At 42.4% G+C, this 26,941-nt stretch carries 16 protein-coding genes and 3 tRNA genes; 7 read left to right on the plus strand and 12 right to left on the minus strand.

All coding sequences use genetic code 11. The annotated features are described in order from the left end of the window. Positions 1–37 precede the first annotated feature (37 nt). From ACEPPX_RS01235 to ACEPPX_RS01245, 3 genes are all read left to right on the plus strand, one after another. Complete coding sequence (locus ACEPPX_RS01235; protein ID WP_416622616.1) at positions 38–1,363, plus strand: hypothetical protein; 1,326 nt, start codon at positions 38–40, stop codon at positions 1,361–1,363. A 340-nt stretch (positions 1,364–1,703) separates the two neighbouring features. Beyond that, positions 1,704–2,957 carry a sodium/glutamate symporter gene (gene gltS / locus ACEPPX_RS01240; protein ID WP_416622617.1) on the plus strand — a complete coding sequence of 418 codons (1,254 nt, stop codon included), beginning with the start codon at positions 1,704–1,706 and terminating at the stop codon, positions 2,955–2,957. A gap of 233 nt (positions 2,958–3,190) precedes the next feature. Next, positions 3,191–4,024 (plus strand): outer membrane beta-barrel protein, encoded by an 834-nt coding sequence (locus ACEPPX_RS01245; protein WP_416622618.1) that lies wholly within the window; start codon positions 3,191–3,193, stop codon positions 4,022–4,024. 71 nt (positions 4,025–4,095) lie between these two features. On the opposite strand, the gene recG is transcribed toward ACEPPX_RS01245, so the two are convergent. Both recG and ACEPPX_RS01255 read right to left on the minus strand, forming a co-directional pair. Further along, positions 4,096–6,135 (minus strand): ATP-dependent DNA helicase RecG, encoded by a 2,040-nt coding sequence (gene recG / locus ACEPPX_RS01250; RefSeq protein WP_416622694.1) that lies wholly within the window; start codon positions 6,133–6,135, stop codon positions 4,096–4,098. A gap of 112 nt (positions 6,136–6,247) precedes the next feature. Next, a complete protein-coding gene (locus tag ACEPPX_RS01255; RefSeq protein ID WP_416622619.1) occupies positions 6,248–7,123 on the minus strand; it encodes a chorismate mutase in 876 nt (291 codons plus the stop codon). Between the two features lie 213 nt (positions 7,124–7,336). Between ACEPPX_RS01255 and ACEPPX_RS01260 the strand changes: the two genes are divergently transcribed. Both ACEPPX_RS01260 and ACEPPX_RS01265 read left to right on the plus strand, forming a co-directional pair. After that, a complete protein-coding gene (locus ACEPPX_RS01260; RefSeq protein ID WP_416622620.1) occupies positions 7,337–9,454 on the plus strand; it encodes an AsmA family protein in 2,118 nt (705 codons plus the stop codon). A 153-nt stretch (positions 9,455–9,607) separates the two neighbouring features. Beyond that, positions 9,608–10,177 carry a peptidylprolyl isomerase gene (locus ACEPPX_RS01265; protein ID WP_416622621.1) on the plus strand — a complete coding sequence of 190 codons (570 nt, stop codon included), beginning with the start codon at positions 9,608–9,610 and terminating at the stop codon, positions 10,175–10,177. 653 nt (positions 10,178–10,830) lie between these two features. Here the strand turns inward: ACEPPX_RS01265 and ACEPPX_RS01270 are convergent. Both ACEPPX_RS01270 and ACEPPX_RS01275 read right to left on the minus strand, forming a co-directional pair. Continuing rightward, positions 10,831–10,917: transfer RNA gene (locus tag ACEPPX_RS01270), tRNA-Leu, on the minus strand. A gap of 64 nt (positions 10,918–10,981) precedes the next feature. After that, positions 10,982–11,068: transfer RNA gene (locus ACEPPX_RS01275), tRNA-Leu, on the minus strand. A 73-nt stretch (positions 11,069–11,141) separates the two neighbouring features. Between ACEPPX_RS01275 and rnr the strand changes: the two genes are divergently transcribed. Next, positions 11,142–13,595 (plus strand): ribonuclease R, encoded by a 2,454-nt coding sequence (gene rnr, locus ACEPPX_RS01280; protein ID WP_416622622.1) that lies wholly within the window; start codon positions 11,142–11,144, stop codon positions 13,593–13,595. Between the two features lie 472 nt (positions 13,596–14,067). Here the strand turns inward: rnr and ACEPPX_RS01285 are convergent, their stop codons facing one another. From ACEPPX_RS01285 to ACEPPX_RS01315, 7 genes are all read right to left on the minus strand, one after another. After that, on the minus strand, positions 14,068–17,124 hold the full coding sequence (locus ACEPPX_RS01285; RefSeq protein WP_416622623.1) for a type I restriction endonuclease subunit R: 3,057 nt from the start codon (positions 17,122–17,124) through the stop codon (positions 14,068–14,070). A gap of 29 nt (positions 17,125–17,153) precedes the next feature. Continuing rightward, a complete protein-coding gene (locus tag ACEPPX_RS01290) occupies positions 17,154–17,600 on the minus strand; it encodes a type II toxin-antitoxin system death-on-curing family toxin (RefSeq protein ID WP_416622624.1) in 447 nt (148 codons plus the stop codon). Further along, positions 17,601–18,620: a hypothetical protein gene (locus tag ACEPPX_RS01295; protein ID WP_416622625.1), complete on the minus strand. Its 1,020-nt coding sequence runs from the start codon at positions 18,618–18,620 to the stop codon at positions 17,601–17,603. Positions 18,621–18,713: 93 nt separating this feature from the next. After that, positions 18,714–19,877: a restriction endonuclease subunit S gene (locus ACEPPX_RS01300; protein ID WP_416622626.1), complete on the minus strand. Its 1,164-nt coding sequence runs from the start codon at positions 19,875–19,877 to the stop codon at positions 18,714–18,716. Positions 19,878–19,886: 9 nt separating this feature from the next. Then, complete coding sequence (locus ACEPPX_RS01305; RefSeq protein WP_416622627.1) at positions 19,887–22,499, minus strand: type I restriction-modification system subunit M; 2,613 nt, start codon at positions 22,497–22,499, stop codon at positions 19,887–19,889. 377 nt (positions 22,500–22,876) lie between these two features. Next, a tRNA-Ser gene (locus ACEPPX_RS01310) sits at positions 22,877–22,967 on the minus strand. Between the two features lie 265 nt (positions 22,968–23,232). Beyond that, the gene (locus tag ACEPPX_RS01315; protein WP_416622628.1) at positions 23,233–24,573 is read right to left on the minus strand and encodes an anaerobic C4-dicarboxylate transporter; all 1,341 of its coding nucleotides are present in this window, start codon (positions 24,571–24,573) and stop codon (positions 23,233–23,235) included. A gap of 356 nt (positions 24,574–24,929) precedes the next feature. Here ACEPPX_RS01315 and ACEPPX_RS01320 point away from each other — a divergent pair, with 356 nt between their 5' ends. After that, positions 24,930–25,943, plus strand: a complete 1,014-nt coding sequence (locus ACEPPX_RS01320; RefSeq protein ID WP_416622629.1) for a nuclease-related domain-containing protein — start codon at positions 24,930–24,932, stop codon at positions 25,941–25,943. Between the two features lie 147 nt (positions 25,944–26,090). On the opposite strand, the gene ACEPPX_RS01325 is transcribed toward ACEPPX_RS01320, so the two are convergent. Then, positions 26,091–26,912 carry an undecaprenyl-diphosphate phosphatase gene (locus ACEPPX_RS01325; protein WP_416622630.1) on the minus strand — a complete coding sequence of 274 codons (822 nt, stop codon included), beginning with the start codon at positions 26,910–26,912 and terminating at the stop codon, positions 26,091–26,093. Between the last annotated feature and the right edge of the window lie 29 nt (positions 26,913–26,941).

A 26,941-nucleotide genomic window follows, 5' to 3' on the forward strand; every position in this document is an offset into this window, starting at 1 on the left:
TGATGTTGTTCTGCATTAATATTTGGAGTTTTGAGTAATGAATCACAGCAATCAACTTACAACTTTCAATCAACAGTTACCTGATTTATCAGCCAACACTATACCCGCAATAAATCAACTAGTTACATCTCTTGGTTTCCCTAGAGAAGTTCTCGCAAGTGATGAAGAAATTAGATATGCATGGAGCGATTTACCTCGAGAATTAAGAAATATACCAGTTAATAATGTTGCTCCTGAACTCATTGCTCGTATGTGTATAGCAATAAGTTCAGGATTATTTGATGGAGCAATCAATTATATTTGGAATGCTGCTATTTTAAGGCTTCGAGATAAAGTCAGAAACTTTGGATTACCTATTGTTTCTCAAATTAGAGAAAAGGATTTTGAAGATAATAATTTAATATCACTACAAGATAGTCAATTATTAGATTTATGTTTAGAGCTTAATATCTTAAATGAAGAGGGTTTTCTATTTTTGAATCAATGCAGAAATATTCGTAACAATTTTTCTGCTGCACACCCATCACTTGGTAATCTAAATGATAGGGAGTTTATTGCTTTTTTAAATCGTTGCATAAAATATGCACTAGGTGATTCATCATCTCCCAAAGGAGTAAATATTAATGAATTTATTCAATCTCTTAAAGAAGTAAGATTTAGTGAACCTCAATTAGAATTATGGAGAAATCGACTATCTGAAACCCACGAAGCTCAGAGACAGTTATTAATTATGATGGCTCACGGTGTATATTGCGATTCTAAATCGCAAGAACCTACAAGACTTAATGCTTTAGATATTTGTAGTTTATTTAAAGATAGTTTTTCTGCTTCATTACGTTCTTCTTTAATTGATAAGCATTCAGAATATATTGCAAAAGGTGATGAACAACGACTAACAGCATCAAGCCAATTTTTTGAAAAACTTGGCTTACTAAAATTGTTATCAGCTCCTCAACAGCATACAATTTTTTCTACTGCTGTTCAAAGATTACAAATTGCTCATGATGGTTTAAATAACTTTTATAATGAAGCCCCATACGCTGAAAGATTACTAGAGCTGTCCACAGCTACAGCTGTTCCTGAAACTATTCAAAGTGATTTTGTAGATACTGTTGTATCATGTTATTTAGGGAACGGTTATGGAATTTCATGGGCAGCTATTCCTTTTTATGAAGAAATGATTAAAAATTTTTCTCCTATGGAAATTGCAATTATGCTGCGTCATGCACAAAGTGAAACCTCTAAAATTGCTCGTATGATACCACATGAAAGAAGAAGATTTGTAAAAGCACTAGCTTTAATTGATCCCGCCAGTGTCCCGCATGGTGTCAAAATAATATATGATCAATTTACCACATCGTAAGCAAGCCTTAACATGTATGAAATATAAAATCTATACATAGCAAGCCGTAGCCTGCGTGTAGGTATGCACACATATACTTTCCACCTCTCAATGCCGCCGGAAACCTAATTTTTCAGACGGCATATTTTTATGCTTTACCCTGCCTTTCCAACCGACCTGCATTACAAAATCTACCAACCAATAAAATCACCCATATCTTTTTATTAAATACACCTAATGCTACCTAAGTCTTACTACCTAACACCCAAGACAACTTGGCAAACCTACCGGATAACGTTTATCATCTTGCCCCGCACTCAACTTATCAAAACATTAACATTAATTTATAAAAAGGTACTTTATGGATTCTATTGTCGTTGATCCTTACTACACGCTTATTGTCGCCACGTTGGTTTTGTTAGTCGGTCGTTTGCTGGTTAACAAAATAAAATTCCTTCAAAATTTCAATATTCCCGAGCCTGTGGCGGGTGGTTTGCTGGCAGCGATAATTATTTATCTTTTATATACAAGCAGCGGTTTGTCATTTAGCTTCGACCAAGGCCTGCAAACGGCGTTTATGTTGATTTTCTTCTCCTCTATCGGATTAAGTGCGGATTTTTCCCGCTTGAAAGCCGGCGGTGCGGCATTGGTGCTTTTTTTGGCGGTGGTAAGCGTATTTATTATCGTTCAAAACGTAGTGGGTGTCGGGCTTGCTGCTTTGCTTGATTTAAAACCGATTGTCGGCCTGATCACCGGCTCGATTACACTTGTCGGCGGCCATGGTACGGCGGGCGCATGGGGCAAGGTATTGGAGGAAAAATACCATATTACCGGTGCGATCGATTTAGGTATGGCCAGTGCGACTTTCGGCTTGGTTTTGGGCGGTTTGATCGGCGGCCCGGTAGCGCGCAAGCTGGTGAACAATATGGGTATGAAACAGATCAGCTCCCAAGAGCACGCTAAAGCAGGCAATCAACAGGATACCGATATTGCTTCAACCGTAGACAATACGTTCGAACACGCCGAGCAGCCCCGCCTGATTACCGCTACCACGGCAATCGAAACCATGGCGCTTTTTGCCGCCTGCTTGGCATTTTCCGCTTTGATGACCACCCCCCAAGTAAAAGCTTGGCTGCCCGAAAGCTTCACCTTACCGCAGTTTATATGGGCGCTTTTCTTCGGCGTGATTTTGCGGAACGTGCTGACCACGGTATTCAAATTCAATATGTTCGACCGTGCCATTGATGTATTCGGCAACGCCTCGCTCAGCCTGTTTTTGGGTATCGCACTACTGAATCTCAAATTATGGCAATTGTTGGATCTTGCTTTGCCGATGCTGATTATCCTAACCGTGCAAACTATCGTTATGGCTTTGTTTGCTTATTTTGTTACCTTTAGAGTAATGGGCAAAAACTATGATGCCGCCGTATTGGCTGCTGGCCATTGCGGCTTCGGTATGGGCGCAACGCCGACCGCAGTAGCCAATATGCAATCCGTTACCCAGCACTTCGGCCCTTCGCATAAAGCATTTTTAATTGTGCCGATGATTGGCGCATTCTTCATAGATTTTGTAAATGCGTTTATTCTGACATTGTTCGCAAACTTTTTAGGCTGATGTTTGTTTGATATAGCTCATAAATTAAGCCGAATATTTTACCGGGCTTAAATAAAATGCCGTCTGAAACCAAATTTCAGACGGCATTTTTGTATGCGCAAATTAAATAAACAATTGAATTATTTATATATTTAAAATACAAACTAATATATCGGCATATTGGAAATAATTTTTGATTTTGCGTGAGGCAAACATTATAATGCCAGCCCCTTTAATAGTTATATTATAACATTATGACCTCAAAATCGCTTTTATTCTTAGCAAGCAGTTTTCTCTTTACCCATCAACTGGCCGCAGCGAAACCTCTGGAATTCAGCGTAGGCGGCGAACGCTATCAAGAAACGTATCGCGAGTACCAAAATGGTGATGACCGCTTTATGCAGCAGCACGGTAATTTATGGTCTGTTAACAGTGAAGTAAAATACCGCTTAAACGAACAACACGCCGTCAAATTTGAAGGCCGTTATTCAAAAGGCAAAATCGACTATATCGGCGGTGAAAACCCCAGTGATGAAAACCCTCAGGGCACGCCTTACGGCTCTGTACGCCAACACAATATCGAGCGCAAATCCACCGATGCCCGTGTAATTTATGAATACAGCCGCCCGCTCAACGAACAATTCACGCTGCAACTGGAAACCGGTTTGGGCTACCGCACCTTGCATGATTTAAGCGGTAAAAGCGATCCGGAAGATTATAGCCGCAAAAATAAAACCGCTTATGTTCACGTTGGCGCAGGTGTTGATATCAAACTGCCGAAATCATTTGAATTCAACCCCAAAATCGGTTACAACCGCGCCATTTACGGCCGCCAACTTTCTTATTTGCATAACGGTACCATTGTCAACAAGCAGCGCAACGGCCAAGGCCTTGAAGTGGATTTGCCCGTGAGCAAAACCTTCGGCACACACGGAAAATTGAGTGTCGGCCCCTTCTATCGAGGCTGGAAAGTATTCGATTCAGATACCGCTACTCATTTTGACGCTCAAACAAATGAAGCTTTTGAGGCGGTAGAACCTAAAAACTATACTCATGAAGCCGGTATCAAAGTGAAATATACTTTCTAAATGCCCACATATTTAAGGCCGTCTGAAATATAAGTTTCAGACGGCCTCTGTTTGCCTTAAAAGTATCCCGGCTATACGCCCAAATACTGCTCTCTGCTGGATAACCACCGGTTAAGGTGGGCTTCGACAATATCGGGGCGTTCGTCTATCAATTGCGGGGCGATATTGCGCGCCGTTTCCAAAAGATGCAGGTCTTCCTGCAAATCGGCAAAGCGCAACATGGGTACGCCGCTCTGCCGCGCGCCGAGAAATTCGCCCGGTCCGCGTATGTTCAAATCCTGCCGCGCGATTTCAAAGCCGTCCGTATGCTCGTAAATCACTTTCAAACGGGCTTTGGCCAATTCGCTCAAGGGTTCGGAAAACAGCAATACACACGCGCTGGCTGCGGCACCGCGCCCTACCCGTCCGCGTAATTGGTGCAGTTGCGCCAACCCCATGCGTTCCGCATGTTCTATCACCATCAGGCTGGCATTAGGCACGTCCACACCGACTTCGATTACAGTAGTCGCCACCAAAACATTCAGACGGCCTGTCGAAAATTCAGCCATCACGGCGGCTTTTTCGGCAGCTTTCATACGCCCGTGTACCAAACCTATGTTCAGTTGCGGCAAGGCCGTCTGAAGTTGGGTTAAGGTTTCGGTAGCGGTTTGCAGTTGCAGCGTTTCGCTTTCTTCAATCAGCGGGCATACCCAATAGGCCTGCTGCCCTTTCAAACAAGTGGATAATACGAAGCTCTCTACTTCTGCGCGGCGCAAACTGTTCACCAACCGCGTTTTAATCGGTGTTCGATTGGGCGGTAATTCATCGATAACGGATACGTCCAAATCGGCAAAAAAACTCATCGCCAATGTTCGCGGGATAGGCGTAGCCGACATCATCAGTTGGTGTACGTCTTCACCTTTATTTTTTAAAGCCAAACGTTGCGCCACACCGAAGCGGTGCTGTTCGTCCACAATCACCAAGCCGAGATTTTGAAAGCGCACGTCTTCTTGAAATAAGGCATGCGTGCCGACTGCCAACAAGGTTTCGCCGTTTTCCAAGGCGGTTTTAGCCGCATCTTTGGCTTTTTTACGCAGGCTACCCGATAGCCATGCCACATTCAAACCCAAAGGCTCAAGCCATTGTTTGAATTTGATATAGTGCTGCTCCGCCAAAATTTCAGTGGGCGCCATCACCGCCACTTGGTAGCCCGCTTCAATCGCGGTAAGCGCTGATAATGCGGCCACAATCGTTTTACCACTGCCCACGTCGCCTTGCAAAAGCCGGTGCATGGGAAAGGTTTGCGCCATATCGTGGCGGATTTCATCCAATACGCGCTGTTGTGCTCCGGTAAGGGAGAAAGGCAGGCTGTTTAACAATTTTGCAGATAGTTCGCCGCTGCCCAGCAAAGCTTTGGCACTGCCGCTGATACGCTTTTGCCGTGCCAAATGCATAGAAAGCTGCTGCGCCAGCAGTTCGTCGAATTTCAGCCGTTGCCACGCGGGCAAAGTGCCGTCTGAAAGTTGGTGAATCGTGTAATCGGGCGGCGGGGAGTGCAATAACCGTAAGCTTTCGGCCAAATGCGGCAGTTTCAAACGGCCTAGCAATTCGTCAGGCAAAGTATCATACAATGGCGTAACGTCTAATGCCGTCTGAATAATGCGGCGCAAGGTAGGCTGGTTTAAGCCGTTTACGGTCGGATAAACAGGGGTAAGGCTTTCTGCCAAACCACTGCTTTCGGCATCACGTATCTTCGGATGTATCATCTCGCTGCCGAAAAAACCTTGCTTGATTTCACCCACCGCACGGATACGCTTGCCTTCGGCCATTTGCTTTTGATGACTGGGGTAAAAATGGATAAAACGCAAAAACAATACGCTGCCGGATCCGTCGCGCATCTGAACAATCAGTTGCCGGCGCGGCCTGAACTGTACCTCTTGATGCACTACCTCGCCTTCAACCTGACAAGGCACACCGGGGCGCGCATCGGCAATCGGGGTAATATGGGTTTCGTCTTCATAACGCAAAGGCAGGTGCAACACCGCATCCCAAACGCTGCGGATATTCAGTTTATCGAGTTTTTTAGCGGTATTTTCGGTAATTTTAAGCTGTTTCTGCGTATCGGCATTCATCTCGCAAACTTTATGCACTATAGTTTTCAGGCAGCCATTTTAAACGATTTCGATACCGAAATAAAAACAAAGGCCGTCTGAATTTCAGACGGCCTCTTTTCAAAATCAACGTTTATAAACTGTTCACTACGCCGTTTACACCTGCCGCTTCAGCCAAACGGTAAAGCACTTCCTGCGGCATATCACCGTGCCACAGGCGGGTAATGTTGGCAATAACGGGCAAATGGCTTAATTTGCGCACGCGCACGATGGCATCTACATCCAAACGGTAAGTATGTTCCGGCTCGAAACTCAGCGTACCCGCCTCTCCCAAAATAATATGATGGTTGCCGTGCAAAGCGATATGTTCTGCCGCCACCAGCCAATCGTCTACCCTGTGATGTTTGTCTTTACACAGAACAACAGGGGTATTCAGACGGCCTACTTCGTCTTGCAATGCGCGGTTAGTCATCAACTCGCCGCCCAAATAAAGCACGTCTGCCTCTGCAGCCAAGGCCGGAGCGATTTGGCGGACATCGCGAATGCGCACCAACACAGGTTTGCCTGCTTCATGGCAACGTGCCACTTCTTGTTGCATTGTGCGGATTTGTACTTTCTCACCGGCATATTCAAGCTCGGCATAGGGGCCGCGCGGTACAAAAAACGGATCGGTATATACTGCATCTGCCGCCTCAGTCTCACTGCCTGCCGTAGCAATATCCAATATTTTTCCACCACCGAACTCTACACCGCGCACGGTAATCGTACTGTCTTGAGGTTGGGTCTCACGGCTGATGATGCGCCAGTCGTTCAATACGCGGATCGCACGCTCCACTTCCGGCAGCGTATTAACCTCATGCAGGTGCAATACCCTTTCATCACCTACGGCACCGATAATCGTACGCTCCTCTCCTCTGGAAATATGCTCCTGCAAACCGCGCCGGCGGATTAAATCCACCACTTGTGCGATCGCCTCGTCCGAAGCGTGCTTGCGCATCACAATCAACATCTTTATTTCTCCTGAAAACTAATGGTTCCATAGTAGCAACATTCCCACCACTCGCCAATATTTCCCCTGCCAACATCCCAATAACACCCCTTACGGTATTTAGTTTTTCTAAAAATATTTACAATATTTAGTATTTTAAAGCTTGTGGGATTCAGTATTTGTGTTCATCATTATAAGATTTTAACGAAAACAATTTTTGCGGCTATCTTCCCTATGATTCACTTTTTACGCTCAGGCAAATTCTGGCTGAAAACCATCATCTTCGGCGCACTTGCCGCTCTGCTGCTGGCGCTTGGTCTGCAAGTTGCCCTTAGGGAAATCTTCAGCCCTCAAAAAATCCAAACCGAACTGGATAAATTTACAGCCGGCAGCGGTAGAAACACGCGCATCCATGCACAAATCGGGCGCAGCTGGCTGCCTCGACCAACCGTTACCCTACACAACCTTTCTATCAGCAAACCCAATAGCCAAGCCGATGCCGTATATATCAAAGAAATGAAAATAGGCTTATCTTGGAAAAGCCTCTTCAACCAAACTACCACAATAGAAAAATGGGTGATCAAAGGGGCAGATATAGAGCTAAACCGTGACGCAAGCGGTAACTGGAGTCTAGCCGATCTTTGGCGCAGGTCATCAACGAACATACAGCTCAACCGCCTTATTGTTGAAAATAGCCGCATCAAACTGAATCTTCCCAAGCATCACTATTTCATCAGCGACCTACGTTTTAACGGCAAAAATCTTAACGGCTCTGAAAAAATATTCGATTTTTCGGGTACTACCGATGCCGGTGCCAAAGGCAAAGCCGTATTGGGCGGCGAAGGCCGTTTAATGCAGGCGTCTGATGGCTGGCGTATTCCCAAATTAGCCCTCAAAGCCGACGCAGATATAAAAGGCCGCAAAATCCAGATCCAATCTGAAAGCAGCTTAAACTGGCAGCCCCAAAACCAAACCCTCAATCTGCAAAATGTGCGCCTGAGTGCCGACAATACTGCACTAAACCTTCATATCAATGCCCAAACACCCCAAATTATTTGGCAAAATAATCATGTCTCTATCAATGAATTTGGCAGTGTACTGACGGCAAAAGAAAGCGGTAACCAATGGGATGCTGCAATCAAACTCAATAAAATCAGCCTACGCCCTACTATAGTGACCATCGGAGAAGCGGGACTGACAGGTAGCTACAAAAATACCCGCAACCAAACCAATTTTACTTTCGCAGGCCCGGTCAATTGGCAACAAAATGATGATATTGAATCTTCCCGTTTTAGCTTTACCAGCATCCAAGATAATCCTTCAGCACCTCAACCCCGGTTTATTAGCCAACTGGACGGTTCATTCAGCTACAAAAACGGCAACTGGCAAACCAACCTGCAAGGACTTTTCGACCGACAACCGGTTACCCTACAAGCAGCCTACCAACAAAACAGCGGTAAAATTACAGGAAATCTGAATCTTGACCGGCTCAATCTCACGCCTTATCTTCAGGAAAAACAAGATTCTAATACCCTTTATCCGAAATTTTTATCCCAACCTAATACACCCGCCATCGAAGCCGATATCAGTATCGGCAGTTTGATAATACCTGGTATACAGGCCGATAATCTAAACGCACAATTATACGCCGACAATCAGCGTATCAGCCTCTCCCGCCTTAACGCCTCTCTTTACAATGGCAGTTTGGAAGGCGGCATCAGTATGGCAAATACAAATCCGCCCACATTCCACCTACAACAAATTGCTACAAATATCCAAATCCGCCCGCTCCTGCAAGATTTATTCGGCTATCATCGCATTAACGGAAACGGCAATGCCGTTATCGACTTTTCCGCCAGCGGTACCACACGACAAAATCTCATGGAAAACCTGAAAGGCAGCCTACAACTGAACATTTCGAACGGCGCCCTCATCGGCTTCGACATGCGCAATATTCTTAGAAATGCCAGCACCAACAGCAAATTAGGCGGCTATGATGCCGACGTACAGACCCCCTTTTCCCGCTTGACTATGAGTGCCGATATCGAGCAAGGTATCTTACGCCACAATAACAGCGAGCTGATATCGGACGTTTTGCTCATCAACAGCAGCGGCAGCACCAACCTTGCCTCGCAAACTCTTTCTGAAACCCTGATTATACGTAACGCCCGCAACCGCAATGCAAAAGCAGTTCCTTTAAAAATCAATGGCGACGTCAACAACCCCTCGGTTACCATAGACTATCCCCGCCTGACCACCGGATTAAACAGTCCCGAACAGCGTCAACAAGCCTTAGCAGAAATGTTAAAAGAGCAATGGCAATGGTTGAACCCACGTAACGGCAACCGCTAATAATATAAAATAAGCTTTTACATCCGTTTTACAGATGGCAACACGGAATCAGGTAATAATAATGCCCACAATAAAAACCAAAAAATAGGCCGTCTGAAAAAAGCCGCCTATTTTGCCGGCAAATCTTTAAACTTTTACACTGGAAAACTTCCGATGAATACCACTTTGAAAAATATCCTTCTCGGCACCCTACTCGGTACTGCCGCCCTTAACGTGCAAGCACAAACACGCGCTGTTATTGATACCAATATGGGCAAAATAGAGCTATTGCTGGATGAACAGAAAGCCCCCAAAACCGTAGCTAATTTCGTCAACTACGCCGAAAAAGGGTTTTACGACAATACGATTTTTCACCGCGTTATCGACGGTTTTATGATTCAAGGCGGCGGATTTACGCCTGATATGGTTCAAAAAGCTACCGATAAAGCCATCAGCAACGAAGCTGCAAACGGCCTCAAAAATACTGTCGGTACGATCGCTATGGCACGCACGGCTAATCCCAACTCTGCCACCAGCCAATTTTTTATCAATGTTACCGACAACAATTTTCTTAACTATAAAAATGCAACCCCTCAAGGTGCAGGCTATGCCGTATTCGGACGTGTAACCAACGGCATGGATATTGTCAACAATATTGCCAAAACGCGCACTACCAGCAAAGGTTATCATCAAAATGTACCGGTTACCCCCATTATCATTCAAAAAATAAACATCATTCGATAATATGAAGCCGTACTTTTTATGTTTGATAATAAATACATATGATTAAAACCACTGCATTTTGTAATAAAGCTTATAAATAACAAACCTGCAATAAAGCTATGCCGTCTGAAATATTCAGACGGCATGGCTTTATTAATATCTACGCCTTTTTGCTCAGTGCATTAAAATCATATCCCAAACTACCGAAAATAAAACCGCTCTATAGCAATCTTGAGAAGATTTTTTACTAGCATAAAATTATGCGTATTGTGGCCGGCACCGTAAACTTCTTGAAGTGATATAACAATATATTTACCAATTCAAAACAACTTTTTCTGCAAATGCGGTATTTCAGTAATTTACCGCCTGTGGGGTAAATAACCAAATACCAAACCAAGTAGATATTAATGCCGTCTGAAATTCCATAGTGCTTAATATGTTTTAATTAGCGGCATTATGGGGATGCTTTTTCAAAAATATTGGTAAGATACCCCGAAATATATCCCGTTTTTAGATTGATTCTACAGGATTAGCTTAAATGTTATTGGATGTACAACCGATGCCAAAAGAATCGAAAACCACCCCAAATCATTATTTTTATTGAATATCATAGTTTTTATTAACCATATTAAGACGCAAAAAAAGCAACCTAAAAAGGCTGCTGTTTTTCAGTGTGGTGCCCAGGAGAAGACTCGAACTTCCACACCCGTGAGGATACTAGCACCTGAAGCTAGCGCGTCTACCAATTCCGCCACCTGGGCTTTAAATAATTTGCTAAAACCAACATTTTGCTGTACAACAAACAAATTAATGCATTTTTATTAATGGTGCCCAGGAGAAGACTCGAACTTCCACACCCGTGAGGATACTAGCACCTGAAGCTAGCGCGTCTACCAATTCCGCCACCTGGGCTTTGCTTTAATCTGTTGTTTACGTTAAAGTGTTGCCTTAACGAAAGAATGCAATTATATATCTAAACAAAAGAATGTCAATCATACAAATGAAAAAAAAATCTAAATTATTCAATCTGCGAGAGAAAGATCCTTTTTTAAATCGTGAGCGGCAACGCTATGAAAACCCTCTTCCCAGCCGGGAATGGATTGCCGAAATCCTCGAGAAAGAAGGTGTTCCGCTTAAAATTGACGTATTGGCTGAAAAATTATCCATTACCGAATCAGAATATGAATTTTTCAAGCGTCGTATCAAAGCCATGGCGCGCGATGGGCAACTGCATATCAACCGCCGAGGCGCCCTATGTGCCGCCGACAAACTGGCATTGGTAAAATGCCGTATCGAAGCCCATCGAGACGGATTCGGCTTTGCCGTGCCACTCACCTCCACCGGTGAAGGCGATTTTGTTCTGACCGAGCGTAATATGCGCGGCCTGATGCACGGTGATATTGTTACCGTACGCCCCGGAGGTATCGACCGCAGAGGACGGCGCGAAGGCCAAGTGTTGGATATCGTCGAACGTGCCCAAAAACAAATTGTCGGCCGTTTTTATGTGGAACGCGGCATAGCCATTCTCGAACCTGAAGATAAACGCCTTAGCCAAAGCGTTGTTATCGAGCCTCAAAGTCTGGCTGAATTCAAACCTGAGCCCGGACAAGTCATCGTTGGTGAAATCGAAAGCTATCCCGAGCACAACCGCCCTGCCGTTGCAAAATTGGTTGAGGTATTGGGTGATTATGCCGACAGCGGTATGGAAATCGAAATTGCCGTACGCAAACACCATCTGCCGCACGAATTCAGTGATGCTTGCTTAAAAGCAGCCGAAAAGATTCCTACACATGTTTTAAAACAAGAAATTACTGAAAAAGGCCGGGTGGATTTACGCGATTTGCCCTTGGTAACCATAGACGGCGAAACCGCGCGCGATTTTGACGATGCCGTTTATGCTGAAAAAATCGGCCGTAATTACCGCTTGGTCGTTGCTATTGCCGATGTCAGCCATTATGTGCGTCCAGGAGACGCCATTGATAAAGACGCACTGGAAAGAACCACCAGCGTTTACTTTCCGCGCCGTGTGATTCCCATGCTTCCCGAGAAGCTGTCAAACGGCATCTGCTCTCTTAATCCTGATGTTGAACGTTTATGCATGGTCTGCGATATGCTCATCACTTATGCCGGCAACATTAAGGAGTATAAATTCTATCCTGCCGTCATGCGGTCCCAAGCACGCCTTACTTATACCCAAGTATGGAACTGGATTGAAGCGGGCGGTGACTACCCTCACAAAGCCCAAATCGAACCTTTATACAAACTCTTCCAAATCTTGCAAAAAAAACGCGAGCAGCGAGGAGCAATGGAGTTTGAAAGTGTAGAAACACAAATGCTATTTGACGACAACGGTAAAATCGAACGAATCATACCCGTTGTCCGCAATGATGCGCATAAACTAATTGAAGAATGTATGTTGGCCGCCAACGTATGTGCCGCAGAATTTCTGATTAAAAATAAGCATACCTCGCTTTTCCGCAACCACTTGGGGCCAACACCTGAGAAGCTCGCAACCTTACGCGAACAGTTAGGTTTGCTTGGCCTTCATTTGGAAGGCGGAGACCACCCCACCCCGAAAGACTACGCAATATTGGCGGAAAAAATCAAAAACCGACCCGATCGCGAATTACTGCAAGTCATGTTGTTGCGTTCAATGCAGCAGGCAGTTTACGAACCAGAAAACCAAGGCCATTTCGGTTTGGCATACGAAGCTTATGCTCACTTCACCTCCCCTATCCGCCGCTATCCCGACCTTACCGTTCACCGCGCTATAAAAGCCGTGTTAAATGGCGAAAAATATCAACCCGAATCATGGCAAGCATTAGGTGTAAGCTGTTCGTTTAATGAACGCCGTGCAGACGAAGCCAGCCGTGATGTTGAAAACTGGCTGAAAACTTACTATATGCGCGATAAAGTGGGCGAGGTATTCCAAGGCCGCATATCAGGTATGGCTAATTTTGGTATTTTCGTTACTCTCTCGGATATCCACATCGAAGGTATGGTGCATATTAGTGATTTAGGCGAAGACTACTTTAACTTCCGTCCGGAAATCATGGCTATGGAGGGCGAGCGCAGCGGCATCCGCTTCAATATGGGTGATGAAGTGGTTGTAAAAGTTGCCCGAGCCGACTTAGATACGAGCAAAATTGATCTCACATTGATCAGCGGAGGTAGCCTAAGCAAAAAAAGCAAACACGGTAAACAAAAAAATAACGAGCGGCAAACTGAAAGTAAACGCAAACCTTCTAAATCCACCGCGAATGAAAAAGCCAAACGTCATGTTGCAAGCCCTACTGCTAAGCAAAGCAAGGCTCTGAAAGTGGTGAATGGCAAAATCACACTGGTTAAAAAGCAAGCTTCGGAAAGTAACAATACCCGTAAGCCCTCAGTTTCTGATAAAAAAGCAACCTCTCAAAAGAAAAAAGGTAAACGCAGATAAAGCGGTATCTTCTTGCTTCATTTATTAAGAAAAACAAAAATCCCAAGCTACTATAGCTTGGTTTTTTTTATTTGGCGGGGAGGAGGCCTGCCTAATTATGATTAGGTGCTAAAACTTTCCAACACTTTTTAATTTTAAAATATATTTTTATTATTCAATATATTATTTTTTAATTCTTCATTCATTTCTCCCAACCACTCTAACCAAATATTTCAATAAATGGCATGCTGATTATCGTTTGCCTGATGGTTTTGAAGGGCAACTAAATAACAACTGCCAATAGGTGCGCTTGTAAGCTGCTCACGAGATACGGCATTACGTAATATTAATGATTTGCCGGATAAAGGGATTTTGCAGAGGTCACAGAATGCTGGGCAGAGTGCATTTTATGCAATCAGCCATACTTTCAACTAACCTCCATACAACAACGCCATTACTTAAACAGTAATGGCGTTGTTTGATAGTTTAAAAATCAATCTGTAATAAACTCTCGCAAAAACTCATCAATCTTTTTACTCAAAAAAATCGGGCGGTTTTCATTAAAGTAAGCAGCAGCCTGCTCTTTGTTTACTGTGGCTTTTAATCCATTCAATTTGCCCAAATCCAAGTTTTCACGCGTATATTTTCTTGCCAGCATATCTTGTAACAAATCGCCATTCAAACCCAAACCATTGATAACTTGTTGGATTTTATCATTGGTGGCTTGTTGTTTGTATTGCGTAATGTAGTCATTTAACATGAGTTTGGAATCAGGCTTAATATTGCCAGATTGCACATCATGCAAAAACTGCTCGGCAAATTTTTGGTCTTCTTTGGATAATGTGGCAAAAGAAGAAAGTAATTCTTCAAAAGCAGCGGTTTTTTCTGCTTCATCAATGGCTTTGAGCCATTTGGTGAAGCGGGTATTCATATAATCTTGGTCAATTTTGTCCGTTTCAATTTCATTGATGTGCGAACGCAAATCAAATGGCAAACTGTCATCACCACCCGTACCACCACCGCCCTCTTCATACAAATCTTTGTAACGAGCCAAAAGTTTGTCGTAGGTTTGCCGGTCAAAATTAAGCGTTGCCGTGATAGTTGAACCGTCTTCCTGCGCCACATCATAACTTAATTTTTCCCAGACAAAACCCAATAATCGAGCAGCCTGTAAGTTATCATTGAGCTGATTAAACAGCCTCACAAATTTCGCACAAGCCGCTGCATCATCAGGATTTTGGGCAAAGTCCGGCTGTCCTGCGTGTTTGAAAATATCGGTAATCTCTGCAAAATTATCATTCATTTTACGGATGATTTTATCCAGATTATCCACAAATAAACCCATAGGGCGGTCACCTGAATACAATTTCACCGCTTTTTCAATATTGCGTTGCATGGTATGCGGTTTGCGATAATAACGGATTAAACCAAACGGCTTATCGGTTTTATCGCATAAACGATTGGTGCGTGAAAAGGCTTGGATTAAATTGGCGTAATCCAGCATTTTGTCTAGATACAGGGTATTGAGCCATTTGCTGTCAAAGCCTGTTAGCATTTGGTCCACCACAATCAACAAATCCAGTTGCTCATCGGGTTTCACTTTTTTATACGCTTTAATATGCGACAATCTGTCCGACAAATCCGCCTTGAAATTGGCATAAGTGGCATAGCCAAACTTCATACCAAATTGGGCGTTGTAATCCGCCAAAATCTCGGCAATCCATTCTTCTTTCTCATGGCCTTGCCCACCATTATCAATGCTTGGATCAAACAATACGGTGATTTTCAGCCCTGAATTTCTTGCTTTAAACTTACGATAATAATTAACTGCTTCGGGAATGGAGCTGGTTGCCAAAATCGCATGATATTTCTTGCCTTGGCTTAATCGTTGCCAATTATCCAGCATATCATCAATGACCGCATTAACGTGTTCAGCCGTTTGATATTGCACATTTGGCACATAGTCTTCAATGCCTTTAGCGTATTTACCAAGCTCGCCTGCCATTGGCACATCGTTCATAAAGCGATTAAACACTTTCTTTTTGGCTTCATCGGCAAATGCTTCGGCCTCATCTTTGGCTTTGGCTTCTTGCAACGCCACCACTTTGCGTAAATCACGGTCTTTAAACGTGCTGATATGAAACAAATGAAAGCCCAACACATTGCCATCACGAATGCCATCAGCAATGGAATAACGGTGCAATTCATCGCCAAACACCATTGCCGTTGTCGCATTTTTCTTGGCGTTTTCATCTTCAATCGGCGTGCCTGTAAAACCGAAGAACAATGCGTTTGGAAAAGTTTGTTTAATCGCAATCAACATATCGCCAAAAGTGGTGCGATGGGCTTCATCAATAATAAACACCACACGCTTACTGCGAATAAGTTCAATATCTGCCTCATTAACGCCCTCTTCGGCTTGAATATTACTCATTTTTTGAATAGACGTAACAATCAAGCGTTCACGGTCAATGCTGCTTTTTAACTTAGCCAATAGAATAGACGTGTTTTCAGTAGCTTGTACATCTTTAGCATCATCGGCAAAGTTTTGATATTCTTCAAGCGACTGCTTGCCCAGTTCAATACGGTCAAGCAAAAAAACCACCTTATCCGCATCTTTACGTCTGCTGATTAACTGTGCTGATTTGAAGCTAGACATCGTTTTGCCCGAGCCTGTTGTGTGCCAAATATAACCGCCCCGTTGATTGCCCGAACGCCAATCAGTTTTCGCCACTTTATTGGCAATTTGGTTCACCGCGTAATATTGATAGCTACGCAATACTTTCAGCTGTTCATCTTTAGCATCGGCAATCGTGTAATCACCGATAAACTGGTGTGCCATAGGAATAGACAAAAAATGCGTAGCGATTTTGTCCCAGCTTTCCATATACACATTATTAAAATCCGCCCAACGGAAATAAAACGCCGGATTAAGTTCACCGCTCGTATTGGCAAAATAACGGCATTCTTCAGGCGACATCGCCACAAAAATCTGCACTAAGCTGAAAATCCCCGAAAACGCCCCGGCTTTGTGGTATCGCTCAATTTGATTGGTCGCTTGGCTAATTGGCACGCCCGATCGCTTTAATTCAATATGAAACATCGGCATACCATTGATTAACAGCATTAAATCGCCACGCTGCTTGGGGTATAAATCACTTCTAGGCGAAAAATGCGGTTGTACCGCAATTTGATAACGGCTTTTGCCTGCGGAAATTTCTTCACGGTCAAAAATATCCAATGAAATTTCTTTACCAAAATGGCGGCTTTCCGTGTTTTCACGCTTAATCGCCACCGTTTTGCCATTGATAAATCCATTTAATCTATAAGGCGTTTTCAGCTCTTGCACCTGCTCCAAAATTTGGCTCATTTCCGAACGGATTAACGGCACATCAAGCTTATCAATATGGCTATTGGTTTTATTCAAATGCGCTTGCCAGTTAGCGATTAAATCTTCTTCGCTCGGGTGGTTTAACACCGATTTTTCCCAACCTCTGGTTTGGAGCATTTCAATCAAGGCTTGTTCAAAAGCAGATTCTTTATGAAACATATTTATCTCTCTCACTTTGTGCGGATTGATTATTCGCTAATCGCACAAATCAATTCATATTTTACCGCTTCGGAAAATTCGTCTTCATTATCAATAATCGACTTCACCAATTTTTCGAGTAATTCTTTTGAGATTTTACTGTCAGCCAGCCAAACAACGATATTTTCCATTTCCAGCACAAATCTTTTTACACAATAATCATAGCCATTTAATTCTAAAAAATAGGCTGCTAATACCAAGCTTGCGCGCTTATTGCCATCAAGAAATGCATGCAATTTATTGATAGAATAAAGCAAATGCGTAAGTTTCTCTTCAAAAGTCGGATAGTAAACATCGTTTTGAATATGTTCTAAAACACTATCCAATTTATCTTCACCACCGACATGAATACCTGACAAACCACCAGATTGCGCAATAATCCAATCATGTACTTGTAACGCATGAGGCACATCAAAATAAACAACCTTAATCGTCATCTATCTGTCCTTTAAGCGTTTTAGCACATCTAATGTTGCGGTATCTTCTAATTGCTCTTGTAAAGAACGGCTTTTTTCGCCTAAAAAACGGTCAAAATCACTTTCAGGAATAGATTGGATATAGTGTTCTAATTTTTCGTGTAAAGCTTCTCTAAACCCCAAATCTCGGCTAGCCATTTTGATTCTGGCGTCTAAAATAAACGGTTGCATAAAAGGGTTATTTTCGGCTTGGGCAATTAACTCATCTAATTCGGCAGGCAATAATTTTCTGCCCAACTCATCAGATTTATTTTTCATTTGAGCGGCCAATCCGCATTCAAAACTGCCAATCGCCTTTAACACTTCTGAATACATCGTATCTCGTGTTTTATCTTTGTCTGCCAAGTTTAAAATTTGCTTATATTCTTTGGCATTTTCATAAAAAACCGCCTGATAAATTTTATCGGTATAAATGGCATATTTATGATTGCCCATCTGCAAATAGTCTCTTAGTGCATCGGTAAATTGTTTGCGATAGCTATCTTCTAAAAATGCAGCAGGCAAATAATCCGCATCTCGTTGATTGATAAATTTTGTTGAGCCGCCAGATTTTTGCGCGATGACATCAATCACAATATCAAGCATTCGGCTGCGGATAAAGCGTGCTTTTTCGCTTTCTGTGACGAGCATCGCAAGATTTAACACCGCGCGAAAAGAGAAAATGCCAAGCGATGGTGCTTTGGAGTTGATGTCGACGAAATTGCTTTCGTCGACATAGGCTAACTTTATATTTTTTAAAGAATTACCTTTTAGGGTGCGATACCCGTTTTTGTGCAATTCTTCGGTAAAATTGCTCAGATAATTGTCAATCGTCCTTTCTGTTACCTCTAAAATTTGTGCAACCTGCGATTTGGTAAACACCGTTTCACCCTCAAAGCCAATCCCGCCTAATGCCAAATTTTGCTCTAATTGAGCAAGGGCGAATTTGTTATTCAACACATTATCGCGGGCAATAACGGAAACTGTTAAATCAGTATTCATATTGTATTCTCTTGGTTTAAATATTTTCAGGCAGCCTTAAATATATTCTTGTCGCGTATTTTCAGACGGCATAAAACATCATTTTTACTATTTTCACACCAACATCACCGACAACAAGCCTTTTTTAAGCTGGTTTAATTTTTCCAGTTCGGCAGCCTGCAAAGCAATGGTTTTATCTAATTGGCGGAAAAAATTACCGATTTGGGTTTGTTCTTTTTTGGTTGTTGGCAAAATAATGGGCATTTCGGTAAACATCGGTAAACGTAAAGATTTAACCGTTGAGCCAACGGCTTGATTACAAAAATAATCATTCATTAGATGTAAATAATAAAACATAAATAGACTACTACATTCTTGAAAATCCATGATTGCGTAACTTCGTTGGTGCAAATCAAATTTACCGACAAAATATTTTGGTAAAAATTCCGAACCTTCGCCAGCCATGATAACCGCTTCGCAATCGTATAAATATCTATTGCTTTTGCGTACATCTTGCGAACGGTCAAAAAATGTATATTTACCTGTTGAATCTGAATCTTCTCTATTTGAAATGCCCGTTTTGATTGTGGCAACATCCCCCAATCTCTTCCTTTCCCAATCCCCAATAAATCCTTTAAATCGGATTTCAGGTTTCAGGCTGCCTGAAACGGGAAACATTTTTGCCAACATCGCTTTTTTTAGCTGAATGCTTTTTTCCCACACGGCACGAGCTTGAGCAATTTGTTGGTCTAATTGACGGAAAAAATCGCCGATTTGGGCTTGTTCGGGAAGTTGTGGGGCTAAAAACTCCATCTGTGAAAGTACACTTTTAGATACTTCTAAAAATGTTGAACCAGATGCTCTTTTTAAGGCATATTCTTTAATCTTAAATCCAATAGAGTAAAGAAAATAAATATTTAAACGTGGCCCGACAACAAAAGATTGAAAACCTTGATTTGTTGTTCCCTGCTTTGTCAAAATTGCCATATCGCCAATGCTTGCACGTGATGTGAACAATACTGTTTTATTTGCAGGCAGGATTGTGGCTGAACTTTTTTGCAATCCAAGAGCAGTGATTTTTCTCACACTTTCATTTACAAATACTTTATCGCCAATTTCACTCGGAGAATACCAATCTATATCACCATTCCAATATTCTGGAATAGTCGTATCAGGCGTTCCACCACCAATGATTTCAACGACAGTACCCAAATTTTTCTCTTTCCAATCACCAGTAAACCCTTTAAAGCGTAGCGGTGGCGTTTGTGGTTTATCCATTTTGTTCTCCTACGCTTTTAAAATCGCTTGCCACGCGGCAATGCCTTGTAAATCAAATTCATTGCCCGTCAGCTCATTCATCATTTCTGCCAATGCGTTGGCACTTTCGGCTTTCTCTTGGCTGATTTGTTGATAGGTTTGGGCGTATTTTTCGCAAAGGGCGGTAAGCTGTTGGCTAAATTGTGCCAACATGGTTTCAGGCAGCCTAATCATCGCTTCATTCAACGGGGCAAGCCATTTTTGACGCAATAAATCTAGGGCTTCGCTGTCGCTTAGGTTTTCAATCGTTGCTTTGGTATCACTGTGCAATTGGGCGCTGTCGGTTCTGATTTGGGTTTTAAGCGTTTTTTCTTTGGCAAGTAGGCGATAGGCAGCCTGTAATTTTGCTCCTAAGCTGTCTTCTGCAAAAACGTGGATTTCAATCGCTTTGGCTAAATCAGCTTTTTTGGCAATGATAACGCCGCAGGCTTCCAGTTCTTGCTGTAAGGCTTTGGGTAATTCGGCATTCACAAAGCTGTCGCCATCGTCATTCACGGCAGAGCTGGCTTTTTCTTCTTCGCTTAAATTTTCTAATAGGCTTTGAATTTCTGCGGTGATTTCGGTTAAGCGGTTTTCTTTGGTTTTCAGGCTGCTTAATTGTTCGGGTAATTTAACTGCTTGCACGAGTTCAAACGGCAAAATATGCCCGACCCATCCGTCTTGAACTTCGGCTTCTTTTTTGGTTTTGCTGTCTTTTTTGATAACCATAAACGGGTCTACTTGCTTAATGGCTTGTTTGCCTTCGGTTTGAATCATTTCCAAATCGGCAGCAATGCCCGCACTTTCGGCACGCCATAAATCGTCTAATTTTTGATAGGCGGTGTAAAAATCCAAAAGCGGCATCGCCGCTATTTTTTGGCGAATCAGCTCGGCAAGCTGTCCTTTGGTTTGGGCGATGTTCAGCGTTTGCATCGGTTCAATCAGCATTTTTTCCAGGCCGTCTGAAAAATCGGCAAAATGCTCGGCAAATTGTTTTTTGTATGCCAAAACACTTGGATGATTTTGGATTTCGGTTTGTAGATTCTCTGTTTTAACTTGCATATAAGGCGTGCCGTTGTCGGTAAATAAGGCTGCCTGTAAGCCGTTAAACGCTGCCCAATAGTCGTTAAACCGGGCTAATTCGCTTTTTGGAATACCGCCGTTCATGGTGGCAAAGATATCCCATTGTTCGGCAGGTTCGGCAGAATCTACATAGCGTGGAATGTTCAAATTATATCCGTTGGCAACGATTTCTTCTTTTGACACCACGCGGCTGAATTTGGGTAATTCACGGCGGTGTGTTACGCAATCTACAATGCGTTTGATGTCGCTGGCTTGAAGATGGTTGTTTTTACCGAGTTTGATAAAGTGTTTGGACGCGTCAATCATTAACACGTCTTTGCGTTCACGTTCTTGTCGCAATACCATGATGATGGTAGGAATGCCTGTGCCAAAGAAAATATTGGCAGGTAAGCCGATAATGGCGTCAATGTGATTGTATTCGATCAGATTTCTGCGGATATTTTCTTCTTCGCCACCGCGGAACAACACACCATGCGGTAGAACAATGGTCATCATGCCATCGGGTTTTAAGTGGTATAAATCGTGTAATAAAAAGGCAAAGTCGGCTTTGGTTTGCGGCGCAACGCCAAAACGCTTATAGCGTGGGTCGGATTCCTTGTCTTTGGGGTTCCAAGGTTGGGAATAAGGAGGATTGGACACGACTGCGTCCAAATAAAGCGGTTCGCCTTCTAATGGCCAATCGTCTTCTAGCGTGTCGGCATTGCGTGTAAAAATATTGCTCGGCAAAATACCCCGCATCACAAGGTTCATACGGGTTAGGTTGTAGGTGTTTTCTTTAAGTTCTTGGGCGTAATATTTGATGTTATTGGCATTTTTGAGATGTTTTGCCACGCTATGCCCGATGTTAATCAATAACGAACCTGAACCGCTGGTTGGATCGTAAATGCTGATTTCTTCACGGTCTTTTAAATGGTCTGCGATGATTTCGGACATTAAAAGCGATACTTCGTGTGGCGTATAAAATTCGCCTGCTTTTTTGCCCGCGTTGGCAGCAAACATACTAATCAAATATTCATAAATAAAGCCTAAAACATCATAGCCTTGTTTACCATCCATCGGAATATCGGCAATTAAGACAAATAAATCTTTCACGGCATTGGTTTGGCTGGCGGCGGTGTCGCCCAATTTACTCAAACCTGATTCCAATGTTTTGAAAATACCGTCAAACACAGCGGTATAGTTGTCGGCAATATTACGGCTAAACGCACTCATGGCGGTGCGGACATGGGCAATATTGAAATCCGAGCCTTGTGCCAGCCAAGTGGAGAATAGATGTTCGTAGCTGATAAAATAGCCGATATTGTCCTTAATAAAATCCACTAATTCGCCATCTTCGGTAAGTTGTGTGGCAAAATCATCTTTTGCAAGCCCTTCTCCAAGAACAAATTTTTCTAATTTATCAGAGAGAAATTTATAGAAAATAAAGCCTAAAATATAATCTTTGTATTCGTTCGCTTCAATTTTGGAACGCATTTTATTGGCAGATTGCCAAATTTTTGATGCAAGTTGTTGTTTGTTCATTAGGGGAGTTCCATTTATAAATAATAGGGCGATGTTTAATTGCGATTTAGCTATACCAAATTTCAAGTGCCATAAATCTTGCTTTTGTATTTAACTTGAAAGTGCCATGGCAACGCTAGCAAAATGAATTGAAGTGCATTAGTGGTATAAGTTAGCATTTTTCCATCACATTAAAGTGATTGTAAACATATTACAGATAGCCAAAAAAAGTAGGCGGGATTTTTTTCAAAAAATAAATAACACAACTAGCCTTAATGAAAAATCTTATTTATCTCAAATAAGAAGAATGGCTCTAAACCAAACTAATAAAAAATAGCATACCAAGCAGTTATTAAAAAGAAAACCCACTGATAAATTCAGCGGGTTGTATATAATTTTGGCGGAGAGGAAGGGATTCGAACCCTCGATACGCTATTCACGTATACACGCTTTCCAGGCGTGCGACTTCAACCACTCATCCACCTCTCCGAATCATTACCAGTGGAAATGAAGGGCAGATTATACGGGGTATTCTTTACCTGTGCAATCCTAATACTTCGATCTGCACAGAAAGATATTTTCGTTGCATGATCATTAGTAAATAATAAATTTTCCGAAGTACGCCATTTTCCCAAATATGGCAGCTCATAAACAGCCCAAAGCTATATTGCTTGGAAATAAAAGCCGCAAAGGCCGTCTGAAAAGAATCAAACCAACCATTTTTCAGACGGCCTTTTAATAGTAATCGTATTGATTACAACACCAAAGGTGCCAGCAAAAAGCCTAGCGCAACGGCAAAAACAATAGCTAAAATGCCTGGAATCAAAAACGAATGGTTGAATACAAACCGCCCGATACGTGTACTGCCGGTATCATCCATCTGCACGGCCCCAAGCAATGTCGGATAAGTAGGCAAAACAAACAGAGCCGATACGGCGGCAAAACTGGCAACTAAAATATAAACCTGTCCGTTGTTTTCAGGCGTAATGCCCAAAGCCAAAATAACCGCCGGTATAATTGCCTTAGCTGTTGCGGCCTGTGAGTACAAGAGCATACTGGCAAAAAACAAAGCCACAGCCAACAGCCACGGATAGCTGCCCACAAGCTCCGAGGCCGTTTCTTTAACAGCATCCAAATGGCCGCTCACGAAAGTATCACCTAACCATGCCACCCCCAAAACACAGATACAGGCTGCCATCCCCGATTTAAATGTACTCATCTCCAGCAGTTTGCCCGTATCCAATTTACAGCTTATCACAACCAATGTTGCAATAATCATCATAAAGCTGATAATCGCTCCGTCACGCGGCAGCACCGGTTTTTCTATCAAACCCACCGCAGGAGAAATAGCACAAGCATACATAACCACGGCAACTACGCCACCGAAAAAGATCCACACGGATTTGCGGGCGCCTGCCGGTAATGGCAATCGCTCCCCCGGTATATTATTTTCCTGAATCAAACCGGCAGCCAAACGCTGCTGATAAGCCTTACTCTGGGATAAATCAAGATTGCCAAACAAATTAATCAGCAATGCCACCAACATACAGGCTGCATAAGTCGTTACCAGCCATATCAATAACAGCTTGGGATAACTTACTCCCAACGGTTCAAGTACACCGCTCATAAAAACCACGGCGGCACTTACAGGCGAAGCCGTAATCGCAATCTGAGAGGCCACGACAGCAATACTCAAAGGCGCACTGGGGCGGATATTTTCTCCTTTGGCCACTTCCACTATAACGGGCATCATTGAAAAAGCCGTGTGCCCCGTACCGGCCAGAATAGTCAGAAAATAAGTAACCGTAGGCGCTAAGAAATTAATATTTTTGGGATTCTTACGTAAAATGCGCTCTGCCGAACGTACCAAGTAATCCAGCCCTCCTGCAAGCTGCAAGGCGGCGATTGCTGAAATAACCGACATAATAATTAAAATTACATCATACGGAACCTTACCCGGCTCCATTCCCAAAGCCAAAGCCAATACAGCTACGCCTAAACCGCCGGTATAACCGATCGCCAAGCCCCCCAGCCTAACACCTAAAAAGATTGCCGCCAGCAATACTGCCAGCTGTAAACATACAGAAAAATCCATGATTCACCCGAATCGTTAACCAAATCAAATAAGGATTACTTGTAACATAATTTCATGAAATCTTAAATGGTTTTTAATTAAAATACATTCTGCAGCGTGCTAAATTGGAAAATATTTAACTTTAATCAATAAAATAATTCAATAATGAAAAATGAATATGAAAATCATCACAAAATAAATGTAATTAAACTAAATTTTTGGAAATAAAAAAATTCATACATAAAAAACATTACAAAAAAGCAAAAGCCGTCTAAAAATACTTTTTCAGACGGCTTTAATAAATTTAACCACAATAACGATATTAAGTATAATTACTACTTTGAAAGTATTACTTTATAAAAATATATAGGCTATCTATGATTATCAAACATGCAGAAGGCCGAAGCAACGACTTAGAAGCACTCAACCAGCTTTTGGCATTACCACATATTAATCAAGAAACCAAAACTAAAATCAAGCGGGAAATCCGAAATATTCAATCCGGTTTAAAGGGAGAAGAAGAAGCTGCATACCAAATCGATTTCCATTACGGAAACTCCCCCCGCTGGATGGTTATTCACGATCTTCGGCTAGAACACAACGGCCATACCGCACAAATCGATCATTTGCTTATCAATCGGTTTCTTGAAGTATATGTATGTGAAAGCAAACGCTTTCACGAAGGAATTTCTATTAACGAACATGGGGAATTCTCTGCCTTTTACCAAGGGCGTGCTTATGGCATTCCATCTCCTATTGAGCAGAATAACCGTCATATCACATTATTACAGCGTTTTTTTGATGCGGATGAAACCATTTTACCAGCACGATTGGGATTAAAAATCAAACCCAAATTATTCAGCTTAATTTTAGTTGCCAACTCTGCCAGAATTTCACGCCCTAAAAATCACAAAAATATTCCCGGATTAGACAGAATTATTAAAAATGAACAGGTAGTGAAAAAAATAGAACAAGACATAGCCAAAGAAAATATCTTTAGTGTAACGTCATCCATAGCAAAATTGATTTCCAGCGATAGTTTGCAAGCTTTCGCCGAAGCTTTAGCAGCTTTACACCAACCTCTAACGATAGATTGGAAAGCTCGATTCGGCATCGATGACATTTCTACAGAAGCTCAAACTATAAATACTGTTGAACCATCTGCTCCACCTCCTGTTTTACAGGCTATACCTGAAACACAGGTAACCGAAGAAGCAAGCAAAAAAGAAGAATCTAAATCTTCAGAGGAGTCCTCACGCCGCCCTACCCGCCTGTTTTGCGCATCATGCAGAAAAACGGTAACACCAAACATTGCCAAATTTTGCTGGAATAATACCAAACGCTTTAACGGTAAAGTTTACTGTTTTCAATGCCAAAAAAATATGCAATAAAACAATGATTCTGCTACCTATTATTAATAGTAAACCGGATATCAGCCTTACCTTGTAAATAACATCAAATCTTTTTGCCAAATTAAAAATACGCCGTCTGAAAATTAGTTTCAGACGGCGTATTTTTTAATTCCAAATAAAATTATTTTAATTCCAATTTACCCAACCCATGGCCCAAGTCAGCAGAATCAAGCCGCCGAAAATAATACGGTAATAAGCAAACGGTACATAGTTTTTCGTTGCCAAGAATTTCAAAAGCGCTTTTACAGCCAGCAAACCGGAAACAAATGCAGCTACAAAACCGACCGAAATCAAACCGATATCTTGCGCGCTGAAAAGTTTGTAATGCTTCAATACATCATAAACTGTAGCAGCAATCATCACAGGCACTGCTAAAAAGAAAGAAAATTCCGTCGCCACTTTGCGTTCCAACCCCCAGATCATGCCACCCATAATCGTACTGCCGGAACGTGAAGTCCCCGGTACCAAGGCTAAAATCTGGGCTAATCCGACCACCAAAGCATCACGCACACGCATATCATCTACGCTGGTTACTTTCGGAGTCTGTTTAACCGCACGCTTTTCCACCCAAAGAATAACCAAGCCCCCTAATACCAACATCGTTGCCACGCTAATTGGGTTAAACAGCACTTCTTTAATTTGTTTGCTGAACAAAAAGCCGACTACGGCAGCCGGAATAAATGCCACAATCAGATTTAAAACAAAACGGTTTACTTTATTGTCGCGACCGATATTGGTAAGAACATGGGTAAAACGCTGGCGGTATTCGAAAATAACAGCCAAAACGGCCCCGAGCTGGATTGCAATTTCAAATACTTTTCCATTGCTGTGAAAATCTAACAAACTACCGAATACAATCAAATGGCCTGTACTGGAAATCGGCAAAAATTCCGTAAGACCTTCAATGATACCTAGTATTAATGCCTTAAATAACAATAAAATATCCATAAATTCTTTCAATTAATATAAGAATCTGC

The organism is Neisseria sp. S1, from assembly GCF_048060015.1.
Taxonomy (GTDB): Bacteria; Pseudomonadota; Gammaproteobacteria; order Burkholderiales; family Neisseriaceae; genus Neisseria; species Neisseria arctica.

Excerpts from the sequence above, each read along its gene's own strand:
- ACEPPX_RS01295 (WP_416622625.1), bottom strand. The coding sequence starts at position 18,620 with ATGAATACTGATTTAACAGTTTCCGTTATTGCCCGCGATAATGTGTTG.
- ACEPPX_RS01305 (WP_416622627.1), bottom strand. The coding sequence starts at position 22,499 with ATGAACAAACAACAACTTGCATCAAAAATTTGGCAATCTGCCAATAAA.
- ACEPPX_RS01300 (WP_416622626.1), bottom strand. The coding sequence starts at position 19,877 with ATGGATAAACCACAAACGCCACCGCTACGCTTTAAAGGGTTTACTGGT.
- gltS (WP_416622617.1), top strand. The coding sequence starts at position 1,704 with ATGGATTCTATTGTCGTTGATCCTTACTACACGCTTATTGTCGCCACG.
- ACEPPX_RS01285 (WP_416622623.1), bottom strand. The coding sequence starts at position 17,124 with ATGTTTCATAAAGAATCTGCTTTTGAACAAGCCTTGATTGAAATGCTC.
- ACEPPX_RS01235 (WP_416622616.1), top strand. The coding sequence starts at position 38 with ATGAATCACAGCAATCAACTTACAACTTTCAATCAACAGTTACCTGAT.
- ACEPPX_RS01265 (WP_416622621.1), top strand. The coding sequence starts at position 9,608 with ATGAATACCACTTTGAAAAATATCCTTCTCGGCACCCTACTCGGTACT.
- ACEPPX_RS01315 (WP_416622628.1), bottom strand. The coding sequence starts at position 24,573 with ATGGATTTTTCTGTATGTTTACAGCTGGCAGTATTGCTGGCGGCAATC.
- ACEPPX_RS01325 (WP_416622630.1), bottom strand. The coding sequence starts at position 26,912 with ATGGATATTTTATTGTTATTTAAGGCATTAATACTAGGTATCATTGAA.
- recG (WP_416622694.1), bottom strand. The coding sequence starts at position 6,135 with ATGAATGCCGATACGCAGAAACAGCTTAAAATTACCGAAAATACCGCT.
- ACEPPX_RS01245 (WP_416622618.1), top strand. The coding sequence starts at position 3,191 with ATGACCTCAAAATCGCTTTTATTCTTAGCAAGCAGTTTTCTCTTTACC.
- rnr (WP_416622622.1), top strand. The coding sequence starts at position 11,142 with ATGTCAATCATACAAATGAAAAAAAAATCTAAATTATTCAATCTGCGA.
- ACEPPX_RS01260 (WP_416622620.1), top strand. The coding sequence starts at position 7,337 with ATGATTCACTTTTTACGCTCAGGCAAATTCTGGCTGAAAACCATCATC.
- ACEPPX_RS01290 (WP_416622624.1), bottom strand. The coding sequence starts at position 17,600 with ATGACGATTAAGGTTGTTTATTTTGATGTGCCTCATGCGTTACAAGTA.
- ACEPPX_RS01320 (WP_416622629.1), top strand. The coding sequence starts at position 24,930 with ATGATTATCAAACATGCAGAAGGCCGAAGCAACGACTTAGAAGCACTC.
- ACEPPX_RS01255 (WP_416622619.1), bottom strand. The coding sequence starts at position 7,123 with ATGTTGATTGTGATGCGCAAGCACGCTTCGGACGAGGCGATCGCACAA.